Here is an 18,447-nt window from a genome sequence, read left to right as displayed (position 1 = left end):
GACGGAGACATCGCCATGACCGTTCTCGCCCCCGAGCGATCGCCCGCCACGCCGCGTCAGCGCCTGCCCCCCGAGGTGCGCATGCGCCAGATCCTGGATGCGGCCCAGCAGGAGTTCGCCGAGCGGGGCTTTGCCGCCACGCGCATGGACGACATTGCCCGCCGCTGTGGCCTCTCCAAAGGCGGGCTGTACGCGCATTTCGCCAGCAAGGACGAGGTGTTCGAAGCCCTTCTGTCGCGCTCGCTGACCCTGCCCGATCTGGAGGATCTGCCCACACTCGGCGGCGCCAGCACCGCACGTGGGGTGGCCGAGTGGCTGGTGGGGCAGGTTGAGGCCTGCCTGCGTCAGCCAGGCACGGTGGCGACCTTCCGGCTGTTGGTGGCCGAGAGTGAGCGGGTGCCGCACCTGGTGCAGCAGTGGCAGCAACAGGTGGTGGAGCCCCATCAACGCCTGCTGGCCGAATCGTTGGCCCGGGCGGCCGCCCACCTGGGCTGTGCCGACAGCCTGCTGGTGCGCCACCCCTGGCTGGCCATGGCGCCAGCGTTGCACACCATGGTCACGCAGCTGCTGTTCGGCAAAGACGCCCAATGCCTGCCCGGCACAGCCGACGATCCGTCGCGAGATGGCTATGTGGAAATGCTCGCCGTGCTGCTGGAAACTCCGGCCAATACTGAACGCATGTGACCGAGTTCACTGCTGGTGTGTCATTTTGAGGAGACAAGCGGATAAAAGATGAGGCGGCGGTGCTATCGTTAAGCGGCAATTTCAACCGTTCGCCCCTTCTTTTTTCTGGAGCTCTTTCATGTCCAAACTCATCGTTGTTCTGATTTCCGGTCTGCTGGCGGCCACGTGCGGCCTGGCCCAGGCCTCTGATTGCGAAGCCAAGGCCGTGGGCAAGAACGGCAAGCCGCTGGCTGGCGCCGCCAAGACCTCGTTCCTGAAGAAGTGCGAGGCCGATGCCGGCGGTGCGGCTGCCGCACCGAGCTGCGAGAGCAAGGCCGTGAGCAAGGACGGCAAGCCGCTGTCGGGGGCCGCCAAGGCCTCGTCGATCAAGAAGTGCGAAGCCGACGCGAAGAAATAAGCCTCAGGTGAACCCGCCCTCAGCGGCCCAGTGAGGAGGCGCTGAACGCCTGCCACTGGGCCTGCGTCACGCTCACCATCTGAAGCGCCGCCTCCAGCACCGCCTCGGGCCAGTGGGGTTGCTGGGCAAAGGCGATCCAGGCATCGGCCGATGCCGAGCCGCTGCGCCCGCTGGCGCGCAGCTGGTCCCAGGCCAGCACGCGGCCCAGGGTCTGGGCCGTGGCCAGCAGGCCCTCGGGGTTGGCCTTGCCCTGGGCCATGTCCACCCGGTCTTCACTGGGCTGCAGGCCCTTGAGCACCCAGGGCCGGCCCTCGAACTCCACCGGCGCCAGAAAGGCATGGTCCACGGCCTGCAGGCGCCTTTGCACGCCCACGATGCGCTGCGCCTCGTCAGCCCAAGCGGGCTGCTTCACGCCCAGGGCGTTCAAGGCCGGGATCAGCGACGAGGGCTGGGCCGTCTTGAGGTCCAGCAGCACATTGGCATCCGGCGAGCCCTTGCCTTCGACCAGCACCGCATAGCGGGGCAGGCCCAGGCTGCCGGTGCCGGCGATGCGGCGCGCCACATCCAGCACCTCATAAAAGCCCGGCTTGGGCTGCTGTGCTGCATGGCGTTGCACAAAGGCCGATACCCGCTGGCGCTCGTCGTCCGTCACCGGCAGGGCCTTCTGGCCATCGACCTTGAGCTGGCGCCGGCCGTTCTTGCGCAGCACCGTGCGTTGGTTCAGAAAGTCCACCCGGCGCCGATCCTTGAGGCGCTCGAACAGCTCGGCCACCACGCCGCTGGCGGTTTCGCCCTCCACCCACAAGGCCTTGCCGCGCTGCAGCGCCTGCTGGTAGGCGCTCACGCAGGCCTGGCTCAGCGCCTGGGCCTGGGCCGCGCTGGCCTTGAGGTCGGCTGCGCCGCACTGCAGGCTGGTCAGCAGGCGCAGCAGGTCCCAGGTGCAGGGGGCCAGGGCGGCTTCGTCGAAGTCGTTGATGTCGAAGTACACCAGCCGGTTGTCGCCCTTGTAGCTGCCGAAGTTCTCGAAGTGCAGGTCGCCACAGGCCCAGGCCAGCGGCGCATGCGTGAGCGCTTCGACCTGGGGGATGGCGTTGTAGAACAGGTGGCAGGCGCCGCGCAGGAAGATGAACGGGCTTTGCCGCATCTTGGCGTACTTGAGGGCCAGGCGCTCCGGGTCACGGCCCTGGTTGTAGGCAGCCAGGGTTGACACGGTGTCCTGGGCGGGGGGCGGGGCGACGGGCTTCATGGTGTTCGGGTGGGGGCGGCGATCGGGGCAGTTTAAGCCCGGCTTCGGTTGGCTGGCTGCCATACTGCGAGCCAGGTCTTATTCACGTATCAGGAGTCGTTCCATGTTTTTTGTGCCAGTTCAGCGTGCCCGTGCCGTGTCGCGCGCAGGGCTGGTCGGGGCTGTGTGCGCCAGCTTGATGGCCTGTACCGCCGTGCCAAGGGCGCCGCTGGCACACCTGCCGCTGCAGCAAGCCTGGTTCGAGGAACAGGCGGTGCTGTATGTGACCACCGATGTGTCGGACCGGCGGGTGGCCCAGGCCAAGGGTGCCAACTTCGCGCCGCTGCTGGAACAGGCCTTGCAGGACGCCTCAGGCCGGGCGGCAGGGCGCGCCGGCGCCACGGCGCGGGTCTATGGCTTTGTCAATTTCAAACAGGCCAGCGTGTTCGCGTCCGCACCCGAGCCCGTGGGGGCCGGCAACCTCAGCCGCTCTTACAGCCCGCTGTGGCAACTGGCCGAGGTGCGCTGGCTGCAACCGGCACAGGCCCGCGAATTGCGCTCGGAAGAGGCCGTGCTGGCCGCCGCAGAGCAGGGCCTGCTGACGGTGACGCCCACCCGCGTGGTGCTGAACTGCCCGATCGTGTCCATCCCGGGCCACGGCGCTCTGCCGGGGGTGTCGGTCGATCCGCGCTAAGAGCGTGTTCAATGTCTCGCGGCCCGTGGGAGACTTTGAACACGCTCTAAGGCCCGGCCCCGCGGCGCGCCTCAGCTCAGGTTGGCCCAGCCGCTGTGCTCGGTGGCGGCCACGACCCGGGGCAGCCACAGGGTGATCACGCTGCCCACACCGTACTCGCTGTCGATCTGCAGGCGCCCGCCCTGCAGCTCCATGATCTCCTTGACCACGCTCATGCCCAGGCCGGTGCCGGGGATGGTGCCCGAGCTGTCGGCACGGTAGAAGCGCTCGCAGACCCGCTTCAGTTGCTCGGGGGTCATGCCGATGCCGTGGTCGCGCACCTCCAGGCCCACCACCGGGGCGCCCTCGTGCTCGGCACTGACCAGGCGCACGCTCACCTCGCCGCCTTGGGGCGAGTATTTGTAGGCGTTGGACAGCACGTTGCCGATGGCCTGGGCCATCTTCTTGCGGTCCACCTGCACCAGCACGGGCTCGGGGCCGGCGTCGAATTGGGGGGCCGGGCGCTGCTGCGGCGGGTTGAAGTCGTGCATCAGCTGCCGGGTCAGCTGGGCCAGGTCCAGGCTTTCGATCTCGAAGTCCTTGCCCCGGCGCGCTTCGATGCGGGCCAGGTCCAGCAGCTCGTTGATGATGGCGATCATCAGCTCGGACTGGCGGTGGATGGTCTTGACCAGGTCGTCGCGTTGCTCGGGTTTGATCTGCGGGAACTGCAGCAGCTCGGCAAAACCGTAGATGCTGGTCATGGGGGTGCGCAGTTCATGGGCAGCGGTCGACAGGAACTCGCTCTTCATCTGGTCGACTTCGGTTTCGTGCGTCACGTCGCGCAGCAGCAGCACCTGGGAGATCAGGCCCGAGCGGCTTTCGCGCAGGCCCAGTTGCAGCACGCGCTTGGCAGGGCGCAACAGCTCGATCACGCTGCGCGAGTCGTCGTCGGCTCCATCGGGCTGGCGCAACTGGCGGCGCAGCGACTCGAAAGTGTGCCAGCGTGCCTTGGGGTTGGCCTGGCGCTGCAATAGAAACTCCACCACGGTTTCGGGTTGCCCAACCAGTTGTTCAACCGTCAGACCAGTCAGGCGGCAGAAGGCCGGGCTCACGTAGCTGGCGCGCCGCTCGGCGTCGAAAGACACAAAGCCGTCGGGGCTGAGCTCGAAGATCGCGCGCAACTGCTCGCCACGCACCTGCAGGCGCTGCACCAGGGTGGAGATCATGGCCGAGATGGCTTCGAGGTCGTCGCTGCTGGCGCTGCGCGCCAGGGCCTGCTCCTCCTGGGTCAACTCTTCCAGCACCTGGCGCAGCGACACCAGGGCGCTGGCGCGCGACTTGAGCTCGCTGCGCAGGCGCAGGTCCAGCGCATGCTGCTCGCTCATGTCGCGGCAGGCCAGCACATAGCCCTGGGTGCTGCCGTCGGGCGCCACGATGGTCGACAAGGTGGTGTCGATCACCAACTCCTGGTCGTGTCGGTTGCGCAGGCTGCTGCGGCGGCCGCGCCAGGGCTCGAGCCGCAGGGAGCGTGGCACCACCTGGGGCATCAGCGCAGAGGCGGACTGGCCCAGCACGCGGTCGAGCGGGGACCCCAGCAACTGGCAGGCCGCCGGGTTGGCCAGGGTGATCGTGCCCTCGGCGTCCAGCGTGAACACGGCGTCGGCGATCGAGCCCAGCGTGACCTCGGCCTGGTGCCGCTGAGATTGCAGGCTGGCCGCGGCGCGGCCCAGCACCTCGAAGGTCTGCCGGAATTCGCTCGGGGCCTGCTCGCCGCCATGCAGCATCTCGACCGGCAGGGCACCACTGTTCATGGCCCGTTCATAGTCCTGCACCCGGTTGAGCTTGCCCAGCCAGCGCACCAGGGGAAAGCGGATCAGCAGCAGTCCGCCCACCACGGCCAGGCCGCCCAGCAGCAAGGCCAGCCGGATCTGGCTCCACATGCGTCCGGCGATGTCGCGCGCATCGAAGCTCAGGCGCAGCACGCCGTAGTCAGTGCCGCCCACGTTGATCGGCAGGTTCACGTCATACAGGCGTTTGCCGACCAACTCGATCAGCCAGGCCGGAGGCTCGATGGTCAGGAGAGAGGGCGAAGGCTCGTCGATGCGCCCGGTGCTGCGGTCGATGTAGCTGGCGATGGCCAGCACCGAATGCGTGACGGTGCGGCGCAGCACCTGGCGGATGGTGTCGTAGTCGCCGATGACGGCGCTGTCGGCGATCACCGGCGCGATGATGGAGCCCAGGGCCTCGCCCCGCAGTTGTTCGTCCTCCAGCACTTCACTGATCTGGTAGCGAAAGAACAGGCCCAGGCCGGCCAGCACGAAGCCCAGCAGGGTGACGGTGTAGAGGGTGAAGACGCGCCCGACCAGCGAGCCGGGCGTCAGGCGTTGGAGCAGTCGGCGCAGCAAGATCGGACTCAGCGAAGCGTGGGGGGGGCGGTGCGGTAGAAGTCGCGGTAAGCGCCGTACTCGCTGCCGTCAGAGGGCGTGAAATAGGCCTCGGCCGTCAGGCCCACCTGCTCGGAGGCTTTTTGCAGGATGTCGCGCCCGCGCGGGTCCTGGTGCATGCCCAGGAAGGCCTGGGCCACCGCCTTCTGCACCTTGTCGGGCACGTTGGCCGCCGACATCAGGGCCAGGTCGTACAGCGGCGGCGAGGCCCACAACACACGCAGCTTCTTGCCTTCGCGGCGTGCATAGCCTTCGGCCAGTTGCGAGTTGGTGCCCACGGCCGCCACCTTGCCGCTGACGAGCTGGGCAAAGGCTGCGTCCATGTTGCCGCCGAACAGCAGCTTGGCCTCGATCTTGCGGCTGGCCAGATGGGCCGCCGGAAACTTGTAGGCCACCAGGGCCTCGGGGCCGGGAAAGGCCATGTCCTTGCCTTGCAGCTGCGCCAAGTCGGTGATGGGGGAGTCCTGCAACACCACGATCTGGGCGTGCAGCGGCGGGGTGAGCCGGCGCCCGAACACCTTCCAGCCCAGTTTTTCGCGCTCCGGGCTGAACATGTGGTTGGAGAAGATGAACTCGACCTCCTGGGCCAGCACGTAGGCGGTGGTGTCGGCCGAGGTGCGTCCGATCTTGAGCTGCAGCTTGACGCCGCTTTTCTCGGACACGTAGGCGATGATGGGGTTCCAGTAGGCGGCCGTCAGGTTGATGCCGTACTGGTTGACCGGTGAGAAGCGGTAGGTGCCCGCTTCAGGCGTCGGGGCCTGGGCACGGGCACCCGTCCCGGCGGCCAACAGGGCCAGCCCGGTCGCGAGGCTGAGTCGGCGGCGGGAAATTCGAGGATAGGCCATCGGGGTGCTCCAGCAAGTCGCGGCTTGGTCCGCGGACCGTTGATGTATCCCGATGTTACCGGCATATCCGGCCCCGCCGCGAGCCCCGCCCGCCGAGTGTGTGGATTACTTCTGGCCGCGCAACTTGGCCAGTTCGGCCTGGGTATCCCGCCACAGGTCCATGCCCACCTGGGTGGCGATGCCAGCGTTGACCTTGGTCAGCTTGTCACGCATGCGGGCCGATTCGGCGGGCGGCAGTTCGTTGATCTGCATGCCCTTGGCCTTCAGGTCGGCCAGGGCGCGGGTGGCTTCTTCGCGGGTGTCCTTGCGCTCGAAGTCGCGGCTGCTGCGGGCGGCATCCTGCAGCACTTTCTTCTCGGCGGCCGACAGGCCGTCCCACCACTTCTTGCTCACCAGCAGCACCCAGGGGCTGTAGACGTGGTTGGTCACGCTGAGGAACTTCTGCACCTCGTAGAACTTGCTCGACAGAATGGTGTTGTAGGGGTTCTCCTGGCCATCGACGGTGTTGGTCTCCATGGCGCTGAACAGTTCCGAGAACGGCAGCGGCACCGCATTGGCGCCCAGCATCTTGAAGCTGTCGAGGTAGACGTTGTTCTGCATCACGCGCAGCTTGATGCCGTTCAGATCCTCCAGCCGCGCCACGGGGCGCTTGCTGTTGGTCAGGTTGCGGAAGCCGTTCTCCCAGTAGGCCAGGCCGACCAGGCCCTTGTCCTGCAGCTTGTCCAGCACCTTCTGACCGATAGGGCCGTCGAGCACGGCATCGGCTTCACGCGCATTGTTGAACAGGAAGGGGGTGTCCCACAGGGCCATCTCGGCGGTGATGCCCACCAGGGTGGCGGTCGAGCCCACCATCATCTCCTGGGCGCCACCGATCAGGGCCTGCTGCATCTGGGTGTCGGGGCCCAGGGCGGCAGCGCCGATGGCGCGGACCTTCATCTTGCCGCCCGAGGCCTTTTCCACGGCTTCGGCAAACACCTTGGCCGCACGGCCCTGGTTGCTTTGCTCATTGAGGCCGTAGCCGAATCGGATCATGCGGGGCTTGAAGTCCTGCGCCAGCGCGCTGAAGGTGGTGCTGGCCAGGCTGGCGGCGGCCAGGGCGGTGAGCAGGGTGCGACGGACGGTTTTCATGCTTGTCTCCTGAGAAAAACGGGGAACGAGAGGGCTGTAGAAGGACTGAAGTGGGGCCGAGGGCTGATCGGGTCAGCGCAACCAGGCCACAGGGGCGGTCACGATCTGCGGGAAGACCACCATCAGGGTGAGCAGCGCCACGTAGGTCAGCAAGAAGGGGTTCACCCCCTTGATCACGCTGTGCATCGAGATGCGCCCCACACCGGCCACCACGTTGAGCACCGTGCCCACGGGCGGCGTGATCAGGCCGATGGCACCGTTGAGCACGAACATCAGGCCGAAGTACACGGGGTCGATGCCGGCCTTGACCGCGATCGGCAGCATCACCGGCGCAAAGATCAGGATGGTGGGCGTCAGGTCCAGCGCGGTGCCGATCAGCACCAGCACGATCATCATCACGGCCATCAGCAGGCGCGGGCTCTGCACCAGCGGGCCCAGCCACTGGGTGAGCACGCTGGGCAGGTCGGCCAGGGTGATCATGTAGCTGGCCACCTGGGCGCCGGCGCACAGGAACATCACGATGGCGGTGGTCTTGGCGGCGCGCAGCAGCACGCCATGGATCTCGCGCAGCTTCATTTCGCGGTGGATGAACAGCGCCACCACCAGCGCATAGAAGGCCGCCACCACCGCAGCCTCGGTCGGCGTGAACACGCCCGACTTCATGCCGCCGATGATGATGATGGGCATCAGCAGGGCCCAGAAGGCGCGCGCGGTGATGCGCAGGCGCTGCGCCATCGGCAGGGCCTGGCCTTGCGGCAGCTCGATGCCGCGCAGCACATGGCGCCAGGCGAAGATCAGGCCTACGCCCATCAGCAGACCGGGCACGATGCCGGACACGAACAGGGCCGAGATCGAGGTGTTGGTGGTCACGCCATAGATCACGAAGGGCATGGAGGGCGGAATGATGGGGGCGATGATGCCCCCCGACGCGATCAGCCCGGCCGAGGTGTTCATGGGGTAGCCCTGCTGGCGCATCATGGGCAGCAGGATGGTGGCGAGCGCGGCCGTGTCGGCCAGGGCCGAGCCGCTCATGCTGGCCATCAGCACGGCGGCGCCAATGGCCACATAGCCCAGGCCGCCCCGGATGTGGCCCACCCAGGCCTGGGCCATGTCGATGATGCGGCGGCTGATGCCGCCCGAGTTCATCAACTCGCCGGCCAGGATGAAGAAGGGCACAGCCAGCAGCGGAAAGCTGTCCACGCCGGCCACCAGGTTCTGGGCCAGCAACTGGGTGTCCCAGAAATCGAGCACCCAGGCCATGCCGGCGCCGGTCAGCACCAGGGCCAGGGCCATGTTCATGCCGCTGCCCATGAGCACCAGCATGCCGACCGAGAAAAACACGAAAGCGAGCGCTTCAGGGCTCATGGCAATCACTCCACTTCAGCGCCGTGACCGAGGTCCAGCGGGGTACGACGGATCAGCTCGGCCAGGGCCATCACACCGATGGCCAGCGAGCACAGAAAGGCGGGCAGCGGCAGCAGCGCGGACGAGTAGCCCAGCACCACCGAATGGCTGTCCAGCCCCACCACCACCTGCTGCCAGGCGCCCCAGGCCAGCATGGCGCTGGCGCACACGGTGAGCAGCCGGATCACGGCGGTGAGCACGGCAAAGGCGCGCGGCTTGGGCTTCAGCAGGCCGGCCAGGCTGGTGAAGGCCATGTGCTCGCCACCGGGGTAGGCCGCAGCCGCCCCGATGAAGACCATCCACACGAACAGCAGGCGCGACAGTTCTTCGCTGGCGGCCACGCCGCTGCCAAAGCCGTAGCGCAGCACGACGTTGATGAACACGGCGATGGCCATCACGCCCAGGCAGGCCGCCATCAGGTGGTGTGACAGGCGCTGGAAGCGGCTGAGGCCGGGTTGGTCCGAGGGCTGGGTCATGCGCAATCCTTGGGGTTGGAGGCCGTGAGGGCCGGGGCTTCATTCAGCCATGCCGAGGCCTGGGCCTGCAATGCGGACAAAGCCTGCAGCGCGTCCAGGCGCAGCACACCGGCTTCGCCCACCGGGCTTTCGAGGGTGGCGAACTGGCTGTCCACCAGCGAGCTGGAAAAGAAATGGCTGGCCCGCGCCGACACGCGCTGCAGCGACTGCTCGCGATCGATGTCGAGAAAGGCAAAGCGCAAACCGGGGCAGGCCTGGCGCAACTGGTCGCGGTAGGCCTTCTTCAGGGCTGAGCAGGTCAGCACCACGCCTTCGGGGTGTTCGGCCAGCAAGCGGCCCAGGGTCTGCAGCCAGCCCTGGCGGTCGCCATCGGTCAGGGCAATGCCCTGGCTCATCTTGTCGCGGCTGGCGGGGCTGTGGTGGTCGTCACCTTCGATCAAGGGCAGGTGCTCGGCCGCCGCCAGGGCCGCGCCCAGGCTGGACTTGCCGCAGCCCGCAACGCCCATGACTACAACTGATGGTTTCATATGGATAGCGCTATCCCAAAAGGTTGCAAAAAAGGGCCTGCACTGAGCACCGGCCCGTCCCGCAAAGTTTATGTATGATGGCCCGCACACCCTCAAGTGGTGCATGGGTTGGATAGCGCTATCCTACTCAGGCCGTCTTGTTTCCAATTAAGTACAAACCCTAGGACCATGCTCCGATCGCCTGCTCGCCAACGTGCCACCGGCCGCGTCACCCTGGCCGATGTGGCCCTGGCCGCTGGCGTCAGCCCCATCACCGTGTCGCGGGCCTTGCGTGGCGAACGGGCGGTGGACCCGGTGCTGGTCGAGCGCGTGCAGGCGGCGGCCCAGAAGCTGGGCTATGTGCCCGACCCGGCGGCCCGGGCGTTGGCCTCCAAGCGCAGCACCCATGTGGCGGTGCTGATCCCGATGCTGTCCAACGAGCTGTTCGTGAGCCTGCTCGAAGCCGCACAGGCCCGGCTGCGCGCGGCGGGCTACCAGACCCTGATCGGCATCACCCACTACGACCCGAGCGAAGAAGAGCAACTGCTGCGCGAGCAACTGATGCACCGCCCGGCAGGCCTGCTGGTGACCGGTTTTGACCGCACCGAAGCCACGCGCCGGCTGATCATGCAAAGCGGCGTGCCGGTGGTGCACATGATGGAGAACAGCCGGGTCGAGGGCATCCACAGCGTGGGCTTCTCGCAGACCGAGGCGGCCATCACCATGACCCGGCATTTGTTGGACCGCGGCTACCGGCGCATCGCCTTTGCCGCGGCCCAGCTTGACCCCCGCACGCTGCAGCGCCAGCAGGGCTGGCGCCAGGCGCTGGAAGCCGCGGGCCTGTACGACCCGGCGCTGGAGTGGATGAACCCGGCGCCCTCGTCGATGGCGCTGGGTGGGCGGCTGTTCCAGCAGATCATGGGCCAGTCACCGGCGGTGGACGCGGTGTTCTTCTGCAACGACGACCTGGCCCAGGGCGCCTTGCTGGCGGCCAACCGGCTGCAGTTGCCGGTGCCGGCACGGGTGGCGATTGCGGGCTTCAACGACCTCACCGGCAGCGACCTGATGCTGCCCACGCTGAGCACCGTGCACACGCCCCTGGCCACCATCGGCGACGAGGCGGCCGGCATGCTGCTCAAGCTGATGCGCGGCGAGCCGGTCGAGCATCCCTGCGTGGTGCTCGATTACCGGCTGGTGGTGCGCATGAGCACCTGAGGCGCGCTGCAGGTCGGCGGTTCAGGCGGTTCACGCGGATTGCGGCGTGCGCAGCTGCACCGGGCCGGCCTCGGCCTCGATGGCCTGGCGCAGCGGGCGGCACAGGCCCAGCGCAAACAGCACTTCGGTGCTCACGAACAAGGGCCCCACCAGCAGGCCCACCAGATCGTCCACAAAGGCCGGCTTGCGGCCCTCGTAGTAGTGGCCCACGAACTGGATCACCCAGCCCACGCCAAACAGCCCCAGGCCCCAGGCCAGCCAGCTGGCGGTGGAGCCGGCGGCCAGCGGATGGGCCAGCACCATCAGGCCGGCGATGGCCGCACTCACCGTCACGCCCGCGCCCAGGTGCCCGCGGCCCAGGTACCACACGGTGCTGGCAGCCCAGGCCAGCCAGGCGGCCGAGACGGTCCAGCCGCCCAGTTCGATCGAGGCCCGCGCCAGCAACACCCCCACGGCCAGCACGATCATGGGCACGCCCACGAAATGGGTCGCGATGTTGCGTGGGTCGCGGTGGTAGCGGGCGTATTGCGTCAGCAGGGCTTGGGTGTTTCTCATGGGCTTGTCTCCTGGTTCTGGGGCCCGCGCTGCGCAGGGTGCGCACGGGTCTGCGCTGCATGCTAGGCAGGTGGCGGGCGAAGGACTGTCAAAATCAATACATTCCAGACCGTCCAGCCGCCGCATCCCGCGGCCCCGTTTTCCGATGAAACCGTCCACCACCTCTGCCCAGACCCTGGCCGCCGCCTTGTGCAGCGAGCTCTGGTATGCCCAGTGCGAGCCTGAGTTCCAGGCCGCTTTGCTGACCCTGGGTCGGCTCTGGGTGCTGAGCGATGGCGAGCGCCTGTTCCACCGCGGCGCCGTGGAAGGGGCGCTGTGCTGCGTCACCGCTGGCGCCCTGCGCGTGGGCGGGTTGCAGGACAGCGGACAGGAAACCCTGCTGGCCTTCATCGAGCCCTACCAGTGGCTGGGCGAGATCTCGCTGATCGACGGCCAGCCGCGCAGCCACGATGTGGTGGCCGACGGCGACACCACCGTGCTACTGGTGCCGCGTGACGAGCTGCTGGACTGGCTGGAACAGCACCCCGCGCACTGGCGCAGCGTGGCCCGTCTGGCCAGCAGCAAGCTGCGCCTGATGTTCTCGGCCCTGGAGGACATCGCCCAGTTGCCGTTGGACCTGCGCCTGGCCAAGCGCCTGTGGCTGGTGGCCCAGGGCTATGGCGGTCGCACCGGCGCGCCACGCCGCCTGATCCGCCTGCCGCAGGAGCAACTGGCCCTGATGCTGGGCGTGAGCCGCCAGACCATCAACAAGGCCTTGCATGGGCTGGAGCAGCGAGGCTGGCTGCACCTGCGCTACGGCACCATCGAGTTGCTGGACCTCGAGGCCTTGCGCGCCGTGTCCGAGGGCTGGGACGGTTCGGATCCGGTGGACGAACCGTCCAGGTAAGGCTTCAGCACCTCGGCCAGCCAATCCATGAACACCTGCACCCGGCGCGCCAATTGACGCCGATGCGGGTACAGCAGCGACACCGGCAGCGGCGGGGCGCGGAACTCGGGCAACACCTCGACCAGCAGCCCCTGTTCGAGCAGGCCACGCAGCCCGGCGGTGGGCGCCTGGATCAGGCCCAGCCCCGCCAGGCAGGCGCCCTGGTAGGCCTCGGTGCTGTTCACGCTCAGCGAGCCGGGCATGGGCAGGGTGCGGGTCTGGCCGCGCTCGTCCACCCACTCCCAGCCGGTCTGCCGGCCGCCCAGCTGGGGCTGGTAGTGCACCAACTGGTGCTGGCTTAAATCCTCCAGTCGGCGGGGTGTACCGGCCGCGGCCAGATAGGCCGGGCTGGCGCAATTGCTCTGTGACAGCTGGCCCAAAGGGCGGGCGATCAGGCCCGAATCTTCCAGCGGGCCCACCCGCAGCACACAGTCGAAGCCCTCGCGCACCAGGTCCACCCGGCGGTCGGTGCAGCTCAGCTCCAGGTGCACACCCGGGTGGGCGCGCAGAAAGCCGGGCAGGCTGGGCAACACCAGCTGGCGCGCCGTGCCCACCGGCATGTCCACCCGCAGCCGGCCACTCAGTTGGGCGGGCTGTTGCTGAAACAGACCCTGTAACTCGTCCAGATCGGCCAGCACATCCTTGCAGCGTTCGTAGAAGACCTGGCCGTCCGGGGTCAGTTGCACGCGACGCGTGGTGCGCAGCAGCAGCCGGGTGCCCAACTGCGCCTCCAGTTGCTGCACCGCCAGCGACACGCTGGCCTTGGGCAGGCCGAGCTGCGCCGCGGCCTGGGTGAAGCTGGCCAGTTCGGCCACGCGGGTGAAGGTGTGCAGGGCATCGACGGGGTTCATGGGTTCATTGTTATTCAATATTGAACAGTGAAGTCGGATGCTGTGGGTTTATCGGCAAGGAATCGATCAATAGACTGCCAGACATCCCATTCCCGCGCCACAGGCGCTTCAACCAGGATCTGCCATGACATCCCTTGACTCGAACACTTTGCCCCCCACGACCGAGGGCACCTCAGCCCCGGTCGCCCTGATCACCGGCGGCAGCCGCGGCCTGGGCCGCAGCATGGCGCTGGCCCTGGCCGCCCAGGGCATGGACGTGGTGTTCACCTACCGCAGCCAGCAGGCCCAGGCCCAAGACGTGGTGCAGCAGATCGAGGCCCTGGGGCGGCGCGCCCTGGCCATCGAGCTGGAGCTGGGCCAGGGGCTGGGCATGACGGCCCGCTTCGCGGCCTTCGCCGATACCGTGCGTGAGGCCCTGGCCCAGCGCTGGCAGGTGGCGCAGATCGACGCCCTGGTGAACAACGCCGGCATCGGGGTGCACGCCAGCGTGGCCGACACCACCGAAGAGCAGTTCGATCTGTTGTTCAACCTGCATCTGAAGGGGGTGTTCTTCCTCACGCAGGCGCTGTTGCCGCTGCTGCGCGACGGCGGGCGGATTCTCAACCTGTCCAGCGGGCTGACCCGCTTCGCCTTGCCGGGCTATGCGGCCTACGCCAGCATGAAGGGCGGCATCGAGGTGCTGACCCGCTACCTGGCCAAGGAACTCGGGCCGCGCGGGATTGCCGTCAACACCCTGGCGCCGGGGGCCATCGAAACCGACTTTGGCGGCGGCGCCGTGCGCGACAACCCTGAACTGAACCGCTTTGTGGCCAGCCAGACCGCCCTGGGCCGGGTCGGTCTGCCCGAGGACATCGGTCAGGTGGTGGCGGCCTTGTTGTCGCCTGCCAGCGGCTGGGTGAATGCCCAGCGCATCGAGGCTTCGGGCGGCATGTTCATCTGAGAAAGCCGCGCTGTCGCTGCCGCCAGTGAGGCGACTCAGGCGGGGGGCGTGGGCGCGACCAGGTTGCTGCGCAGCCGTTTCAGCAGGCCCAGCAACTGGCCCAGCTCACCCGCATCCAGCCCGGTCAGGCTGCGGGCCAAGGCCTGGCGGCGGGCCTGGTGCAATTGCCCGTGCAAGGCCAGGCCGCTGGGCGTGGGGCTCAGACGTTGGCTGCGGCGGTCCTCGGGGTCGGGGCTGGCCTGCAGGTGGCCGCTGTCCAGCAGCGATTTGATCAGCCGTGCGATCTGCGCCTTGTCACGCCCGCTGTGCTGCACCAGATCACGCTGGCTGGCCCCGGGGTGGCGCACAAAGAACTGCAGGGCCCGCAACTCCATGGGCGCCAGCGCCAGGGGCTGCTCGCCCAGGCTGTGGCGCAGCTGGCCCTTGAGGCTGAACACCAGAGCCTGCAGGCTTTCCAGCACTTCGTCTTCCAGATCGCCTGTCGCTGTCGTGGTTTTTTCTGATTTGGTTGACACTATCAACTTTCAGGGGGATTATTGGTTGATCATATCAACCAAATAAACAACTGTCTCTGCCATGACTTCTGAACTTTCTTCCCCCGCTTCTTCCCCTGTTGCTGCTTCCTCGACCGCTGTGCCGGCCCATCTTCTGCCCCAGCGTGTGCGCCACGCCAACCCGGTGCGCCGGGTGCAGGTGCTGCGCGTGGGGCGGCCCACCCCGGGCGTGGTCAGCGTGACCCTGGGCGGCGAGGCCCTGCGCGGCTTTGTGTCGGCCGGTTTTGACGACCACCTCAAGCTGATGCTGCCGCCGGCCCCGGGCCGTCCGCTGGTGCTGCCCACGCTGCAGGACGGCCGGGTCAGCTGGCCCGCCGGCCTGAGCGAGGCCGAGCGCCCCGTGATGCGCGACTACACACCGTTGCACTTCGATGCCCAGGCCCTGGAGCTCGACCTGGAGTTCGCCCTGCATGGCGAGGGCCCGGCGGCCACCTGGGCCGCCCGCGCGCGGCCTGGCGACGAGGTGGGGCTGGGTGGCCCGCGTGGCTCGATGGTGCTGCCGGCCGGGCACGATGCCTATGTGCTGGCGGGTGATGAAAGCGCACTGCCCGCCATCGCACGCCGGCTGGCCGAGCTGCCAGCCGGCACCCGCGTCACGGCCCTGATCGAGGTGGCCACGGCCGAGGAGCAGCGCGCGCTGGCCAGTGCGGCCCAGGTCCACCTGCGCTGGCTGGTGCGGGGCGCTGCCACCCCGGGCCAGCGGCTGCTGGAGGCCGTGCGTGAAACCCCCTTGCCCGAGGGCCATGCCTTTGTGTGGGCCGCCGGTGAGGCCCTCACCATGGCTGAGCTGCGCACCCATTGGCTGGGCCTGGGTCAGCCCGCGGCCCTGATGCGCGTCTCGGCCTACTGGCGCCAGGGCCTCTCTGGGCACCACGAAAACCTGAGCTGAAGCCGGGCGGGGGCCGCCTGCGCACACGGTGTGGGCAGGTGAAAGCCCTGCTTCTGAGCCGATCCGAGTTGAAACCAAGGGTAAACCCTTGTGATCGGTCGGCAATTTCCTTCAAATTCTTTGGGGTATTCAAAGGGCTGTCACAAAAATTACTGCAAAATAGCACGACCGTTCGTTTTATTTTGTGAGCCGCCCATCCATGTCCACCACTCGTTCGTCAGCCATCTCGCCGGGCACTGCACGCTCGGCGGCCGCTGCACCGGCCCGCCGCGGCCGCGCGCTGCAAAAGGGGCTGCAGACCAAGGCTGTCATCGTCGAGGCGGCGCTGGGCCTGGCCACCCAGATCGGCCTGGAAGGCCTGTCGATCGGGGCCCTGGCCGAGGTCACGCAGATGAGCAAGTCGGGCGTGTTTGCCCACTTCGGCTCGCGTGAAGAGCTGCAGATCTCCGTCATCCGTGAATACCACGTGCGCTTCGAGGAAGAGGTGTTCTACCCCGCCTTGTCGGCACCGCGCGGCCTGCCGCGCCTGCGCGCCATGTTCGCCAACTGGATGAAGCGCACCTCGGTCGAAATCGACTCGGGCTGCCTGTACATCAGCGGTGCCGTCGAGTTCGACGACCGCCCCGGCCCGGTGCGCGATGCGCTGGCCAGCTCCGTCATGACCTGGCACGCCGCCATGAAGCGTGCCATCACCCTCGCCAAACACGACGGCCAGCTCGGCCCCGATGTGGACGAGGACCAGATGCTGTTCGAGATCCACGGTCTGATCCTCGCACTGCACTACGAGGCCCGCTTTCTGAAGCACCCGGGCTCGATCCAGAAGGCCACCCAGGGCTTCGACAACATCCTGGCCCGGTACGGCGCCACCGACCTCGCACCGGCCACCCCCGTTTCTTCCAAAACCCCGATCCGCACCAAGGAGTGATCCCATGCCTGCTTACACCCCCCCTCTGCGTGACATGCAATTCGTGTTGCATGAAGTGCTCAAGGTCAGCGATGAATTCAAGGCCCTGCCCAAGCACGCCGACATCGATGCCGACACCATCAATGCCGTGCTCGAAGAAGGCGGCAAGTTCGCGGCCGAGGTCACCTTCCCGCTGAACATCAGCGGCGACACCGAGGGCTGCGTGCTCGACAAGAGCACCCACGAGGTCAAGACCCCCACGGGCTTCAAGGCCGCCTACGAAAAGTTTGTTGAAGGTGGCTGGGCCGCCCTGTCCTGCGACCCCGAGTACGGCGGCCAGGGCCTGCCCTTCGTGGTCAACCAGTGCTTCTACGAAATGATGAACTCGGCCAACCAGGCCTGGACCATGTACCCCGGCCTGAGCCACGGTGCCTACGAGGCCCTGCACGCCCACGGCACCGACGAGCAAAAGCGCCTGTACCTGCCCAAGCTCACCAGCGGCGAATGGACCGGCACCATGTGCCTGACCGAGCCGCATTGCGGCACCGACCTGGGCCTGCTGCGCACCAAGGCCGAACCCCAGGCCGACGGCACCTACAAGATCACCGGCAACAAGATCTTCATCAGCGCCGGTGAGCACGACATGACCTCCAACATCGTGCACCTGGTGCTGGCCCGCCTGCCGGACGCGCCCCAGGGCAGCAAGGGCATCAGCCTGTTCGTGGTGCCCAAGTTCAAGGTGAACGCCGATGGCAGCGTGGGCGAGCGCAACCCGATCTACTGCGGTGGCCTGGAGCACAAGATGGGCATCCACGGCAACGCCACGGCCCAGATCGTGATTGACGGCGCGGTGGGCACGATGGTGGGCCAGCCCAACAAGGGCCTGGCCGCCATGTTCGTGATGATGAACGCCGCCCGCCTGGGCGTGGGCAACCAGTCGCTGGGCCTGACCGAAGTGGCCTACCAGAACGCCTTGGCCTACGCCAAGGACCGCATCCAGATGCGCTCGCTGACCGGCACCAAGGCCAAGGACAAGCCGGCCGACCCCATCATCGTGCACCCCGACGTGCGCAAGATGCTGCTGACCGCCCGCGCCTACGCCGAAGGCGGCCGCGCCATGGCCTGCTTCTGCGCCGTGCTGCTCGACAAGGAACTGAACCACCCCGACGAAAAGGTGCGCAAGGACTCGGCCGAGCTGGTCGCGCTGCTGACCCCCATCGTCAAGGCCTTCATCACCGACAACGCCTGGACCGCCACCACGGCCTGCCAGCAGGTGTTCGGCGGCCACGGCTACATCAAGGAGTGGGGCATGGAGCAGTACGTGCGCGATGCCCGCATCAACATGATCTATGAAGGCACCAACACCATCCAGTCGCTGGACCTGCTGGGCCGCAAGATCCTGGGCAACAACGGCGCTTCGCTGAAGAAGTTCGGCAAGCTGGTGGCCCAGCTGGTCGAGGCCGAAGGCGTCAACGAGAAGATGGCCGAGTTCATCAACCCGCTGGCCTACCTGGGCGACCAGATGACCAAGTTCACCACCGAGATCGGCTTCAAGGGCTTCCAGAACCCCGACGAAGTGGGCGCCGCAGCAGTCGACTACCTGCGCGTGGCCGGCCACCTGGTGTTTGCCTACTTCTTTGCCCGCATGGCCTCGGTCGCGCTCAAGGAGATCGCCGCCGGCAACACCGACCCGTTCTACCAGGCCAAGCTGCAGACCGCGCGCTTCTACTTCGCCAAGCTGTTCCCCGAAACCGCTTCGCTGATGCGCACCGCCCGTGCCGGCTCCAAGGTGCTGATGGACACCGAAGCCGTGTTTGCCTGAGCCTGAACCG

Annotated in this window: 19 protein-coding genes; 9 read left to right on the top strand and 10 right to left on the bottom strand. The window is 67.4% G+C overall.

Features of this window, described 5'->3' with window-relative positions:
• The first annotated feature begins 15 nt into the window (after positions 1-15).
• Both F624_RS35345 and F624_RS0110180 read left to right on the top strand, forming a co-directional pair.
• Positions 16-684 (top strand): TetR/AcrR family transcriptional regulator, encoded by a 669-nt coding sequence (locus tag F624_RS35345; protein WP_019574197.1) that lies wholly within the window; start codon positions 16-18, stop codon positions 682-684.
• Between the two features lie 118 nt (positions 685-802).
• A complete protein-coding gene (locus F624_RS0110180) occupies positions 803-1,081 on the top strand; it encodes a hypothetical protein (RefSeq protein ID WP_019574196.1) in 279 nt (92 codons plus the stop codon).
• A 19-nt stretch (positions 1,082-1,100) separates the two neighbouring features.
• On the opposite strand, the gene F624_RS0110175 is transcribed toward F624_RS0110180, so the two are convergent.
• Positions 1,101-2,327 (bottom strand): DUF2252 domain-containing protein, encoded by a 1,227-nt coding sequence (locus tag F624_RS0110175; protein ID WP_019574195.1) that lies wholly within the window; start codon positions 2,325-2,327, stop codon positions 1,101-1,103.
• Between the two features lie 103 nt (positions 2,328-2,430).
• Between F624_RS0110175 and F624_RS0110170 the strand changes: the two genes are divergently transcribed.
• Entirely contained in the window at positions 2,431-3,000 is a 570-nt protein-coding gene (locus F624_RS0110170; protein WP_019574194.1) for a DUF7482 domain-containing protein, read from the top strand.
• Positions 3,001-3,071: 71 nt separating this feature from the next.
• Here the strand turns inward: F624_RS0110170 and F624_RS0110165 are convergent, their stop codons facing one another.
• From F624_RS0110165 to F624_RS0110140, 6 genes are all read right to left on the bottom strand, one after another.
• On the bottom strand, positions 3,072-5,384 hold the full coding sequence (locus F624_RS0110165) for a PAS domain-containing sensor histidine kinase (RefSeq protein WP_019574193.1): 2,313 nt from the start codon (positions 5,382-5,384) through the stop codon (positions 3,072-3,074).
• 8 nt (positions 5,385-5,392) lie between these two features.
• Positions 5,393-6,268 carry a phosphate/phosphite/phosphonate ABC transporter substrate-binding protein gene (locus F624_RS0110160; RefSeq protein WP_019574192.1) on the bottom strand — a complete coding sequence of 292 codons (876 nt, stop codon included), beginning with the start codon at positions 6,266-6,268 and terminating at the stop codon, positions 5,393-5,395.
• A 105-nt stretch (positions 6,269-6,373) separates the two neighbouring features.
• Entirely contained in the window at positions 6,374-7,396 is a 1,023-nt protein-coding gene (locus F624_RS0110155; RefSeq protein ID WP_019574191.1) for a TRAP transporter substrate-binding protein, read from the bottom strand.
• Between the two features lie 72 nt (positions 7,397-7,468).
• Positions 7,469-8,761 carry a TRAP transporter large permease gene (locus F624_RS0110150; protein ID WP_019574190.1) on the bottom strand — a complete coding sequence of 431 codons (1,293 nt, stop codon included), beginning with the start codon at positions 8,759-8,761 and terminating at the stop codon, positions 7,469-7,471.
• Between the two features lie 5 nt (positions 8,762-8,766).
• On the bottom strand, positions 8,767-9,276 hold the full coding sequence (locus tag F624_RS0110145) for a TRAP transporter small permease (RefSeq protein ID WP_019574189.1): 510 nt from the start codon (positions 9,274-9,276) through the stop codon (positions 8,767-8,769).
• Entirely contained in the window at positions 9,273-9,803 is a 531-nt protein-coding gene (locus F624_RS0110140) for a gluconokinase (protein WP_245573602.1), read from the bottom strand. Before F624_RS0110140 ends, F624_RS0110145 begins: the two co-directional genes overlap by 4 nt.
• 168 nt (positions 9,804-9,971) lie before the next feature.
• Between F624_RS0110140 and gntR the strand changes: the two genes are divergently transcribed.
• Complete coding sequence (gene gntR, locus F624_RS0110135; protein WP_019574187.1) at positions 9,972-10,997, top strand: HTH-type transcriptional regulator GntR; 1,026 nt, start codon at positions 9,972-9,974, stop codon at positions 10,995-10,997.
• 30 nt (positions 10,998-11,027) lie between these two features.
• On the opposite strand, the gene F624_RS0110130 is transcribed toward gntR, so the two are convergent.
• On the bottom strand, positions 11,028-11,552 hold the full coding sequence (locus F624_RS0110130; protein WP_019574186.1) for an Mpo1 family 2-hydroxy fatty acid dioxygenase: 525 nt from the start codon (positions 11,550-11,552) through the stop codon (positions 11,028-11,030).
• 145 nt (positions 11,553-11,697) lie between these two features.
• On the opposite strand from F624_RS0110130, the gene F624_RS0110125 reads away from it, so the two are divergent.
• The gene (locus tag F624_RS0110125; RefSeq protein ID WP_019574185.1) at positions 11,698-12,438 is read left to right on the top strand and encodes a Crp/Fnr family transcriptional regulator; all 741 of its coding nucleotides are present in this window, start codon (positions 11,698-11,700) and stop codon (positions 12,436-12,438) included.
• Here the strand turns inward: F624_RS0110125 and F624_RS0110120 are convergent.
• Positions 12,345-13,328, bottom strand: coding sequence for a LysR family transcriptional regulator (locus F624_RS0110120; protein ID WP_019574184.1), 984 nt, complete (start codon positions 13,326-13,328; stop codon positions 12,345-12,347). The genes F624_RS0110125 and F624_RS0110120 overlap by 94 nt on opposite strands.
• Before the next feature lie 124 nt (positions 13,329-13,452).
• Here F624_RS0110120 and F624_RS0110115 point away from each other — a divergent pair, with 124 nt between their 5' ends.
• Positions 13,453-14,268 carry an SDR family NAD(P)-dependent oxidoreductase gene (locus F624_RS0110115; protein ID WP_051107358.1) on the top strand — a complete coding sequence of 272 codons (816 nt, stop codon included), beginning with the start codon at positions 13,453-13,455 and terminating at the stop codon, positions 14,266-14,268.
• A gap of 35 nt (positions 14,269-14,303) precedes the next feature.
• Here F624_RS0110115 and F624_RS32420 read toward each other — a convergent pair whose 3' ends face one another.
• A complete protein-coding gene (locus F624_RS32420) occupies positions 14,304-14,783 on the bottom strand; it encodes a MarR family winged helix-turn-helix transcriptional regulator (protein ID WP_019574182.1) in 480 nt (159 codons plus the stop codon).
• 61 nt (positions 14,784-14,844) lie between these two features.
• On the opposite strand from F624_RS32420, the gene F624_RS0110105 reads away from it, so the two are divergent.
• From F624_RS0110105 to F624_RS0110095, 3 genes are all read left to right on the top strand, one after another.
• A complete protein-coding gene (locus F624_RS0110105) occupies positions 14,845-15,711 on the top strand; it encodes a siderophore-interacting protein (RefSeq protein ID WP_051107356.1) in 867 nt (288 codons plus the stop codon).
• A gap of 199 nt (positions 15,712-15,910) precedes the next feature.
• Complete coding sequence (locus F624_RS0110100) at positions 15,911-16,636, top strand: TetR/AcrR family transcriptional regulator (RefSeq protein ID WP_019574180.1); 726 nt, start codon at positions 15,911-15,913, stop codon at positions 16,634-16,636.
• Between the two features lie 4 nt (positions 16,637-16,640).
• Positions 16,641-18,437, top strand: a complete 1,797-nt coding sequence (locus F624_RS0110095; RefSeq protein ID WP_019574179.1) for an acyl-CoA dehydrogenase C-terminal domain-containing protein — start codon at positions 16,641-16,643, stop codon at positions 18,435-18,437.
• The last annotated feature ends 10 nt before the right edge of the window (positions 18,438-18,447 follow it).

This window comes from Curvibacter lanceolatus ATCC 14669 (assembly GCF_000381265.1).
Classification (GTDB): Bacteria; Pseudomonadota; Gammaproteobacteria; order Burkholderiales; family Burkholderiaceae_C; genus Curvibacter; species Curvibacter lanceolatus.
Note: the sequence above shows the minus strand (reverse complement) of the source record. Positions and strands in the feature narration are given on the sequence as shown.

What these genes read in the sequence shown, in the direction of transcription:
- gntR (WP_019574187.1), top strand. Translation starts at nt 9,972, where the DNA reads ATGCTCCGATCGCCTGCTCGCCAACGTGCCACCGGCCGCGTCACCCTG.
- F624_RS0110100 (WP_019574180.1), top strand. Translation starts at nt 15,911, where the DNA reads ATGTCCACCACTCGTTCGTCAGCCATCTCGCCGGGCACTGCACGCTCG.
- F624_RS0110160 (WP_019574192.1), bottom strand. Translation starts at nt 6,268, where the DNA reads ATGGCCTATCCTCGAATTTCCCGCCGCCGACTCAGCCTCGCGACCGGG.
- F624_RS0110155 (WP_019574191.1), bottom strand. Translation starts at nt 7,396, where the DNA reads ATGAAAACCGTCCGTCGCACCCTGCTCACCGCCCTGGCCGCCGCCAGC.
- F624_RS0110150 (WP_019574190.1), bottom strand. Translation starts at nt 8,761, where the DNA reads ATGAGCCCTGAAGCGCTCGCTTTCGTGTTTTTCTCGGTCGGCATGCTG.
- F624_RS0110145 (WP_019574189.1), bottom strand. Translation starts at nt 9,276, where the DNA reads ATGACCCAGCCCTCGGACCAACCCGGCCTCAGCCGCTTCCAGCGCCTG.
- F624_RS0110175 (WP_019574195.1), bottom strand. Translation starts at nt 2,327, where the DNA reads ATGAAGCCCGTCGCCCCGCCCCCCGCCCAGGACACCGTGTCAACCCTG.
- F624_RS0110105 (WP_051107356.1), top strand. Translation starts at nt 14,845, where the DNA reads ATGACTTCTGAACTTTCTTCCCCCGCTTCTTCCCCTGTTGCTGCTTCC.
- F624_RS0110180 (WP_019574196.1), top strand. Translation starts at nt 803, where the DNA reads ATGTCCAAACTCATCGTTGTTCTGATTTCCGGTCTGCTGGCGGCCACG.
- F624_RS0110170 (WP_019574194.1), top strand. Translation starts at nt 2,431, where the DNA reads ATGTTTTTTGTGCCAGTTCAGCGTGCCCGTGCCGTGTCGCGCGCAGGG.
- F624_RS0110125 (WP_019574185.1), top strand. Translation starts at nt 11,698, where the DNA reads ATGAAACCGTCCACCACCTCTGCCCAGACCCTGGCCGCCGCCTTGTGC.
- F624_RS35345 (WP_019574197.1), top strand. Translation starts at nt 16, where the DNA reads ATGACCGTTCTCGCCCCCGAGCGATCGCCCGCCACGCCGCGTCAGCGC.
- F624_RS0110120 (WP_019574184.1), bottom strand. Translation starts at nt 13,328, where the DNA reads ATGAACCCCGTCGATGCCCTGCACACCTTCACCCGCGTGGCCGAACTG.
- F624_RS0110095 (WP_019574179.1), top strand. Translation starts at nt 16,641, where the DNA reads ATGCCTGCTTACACCCCCCCTCTGCGTGACATGCAATTCGTGTTGCAT.
- F624_RS0110140 (WP_245573602.1), bottom strand. Translation starts at nt 9,803, where the DNA reads ATGAAACCATCAGTTGTAGTCATGGGCGTTGCGGGCTGCGGCAAGTCC.
- F624_RS0110130 (WP_019574186.1), bottom strand. Translation starts at nt 11,552, where the DNA reads ATGAGAAACACCCAAGCCCTGCTGACGCAATACGCCCGCTACCACCGC.
- F624_RS0110115 (WP_051107358.1), top strand. Translation starts at nt 13,453, where the DNA reads ATGACATCCCTTGACTCGAACACTTTGCCCCCCACGACCGAGGGCACC.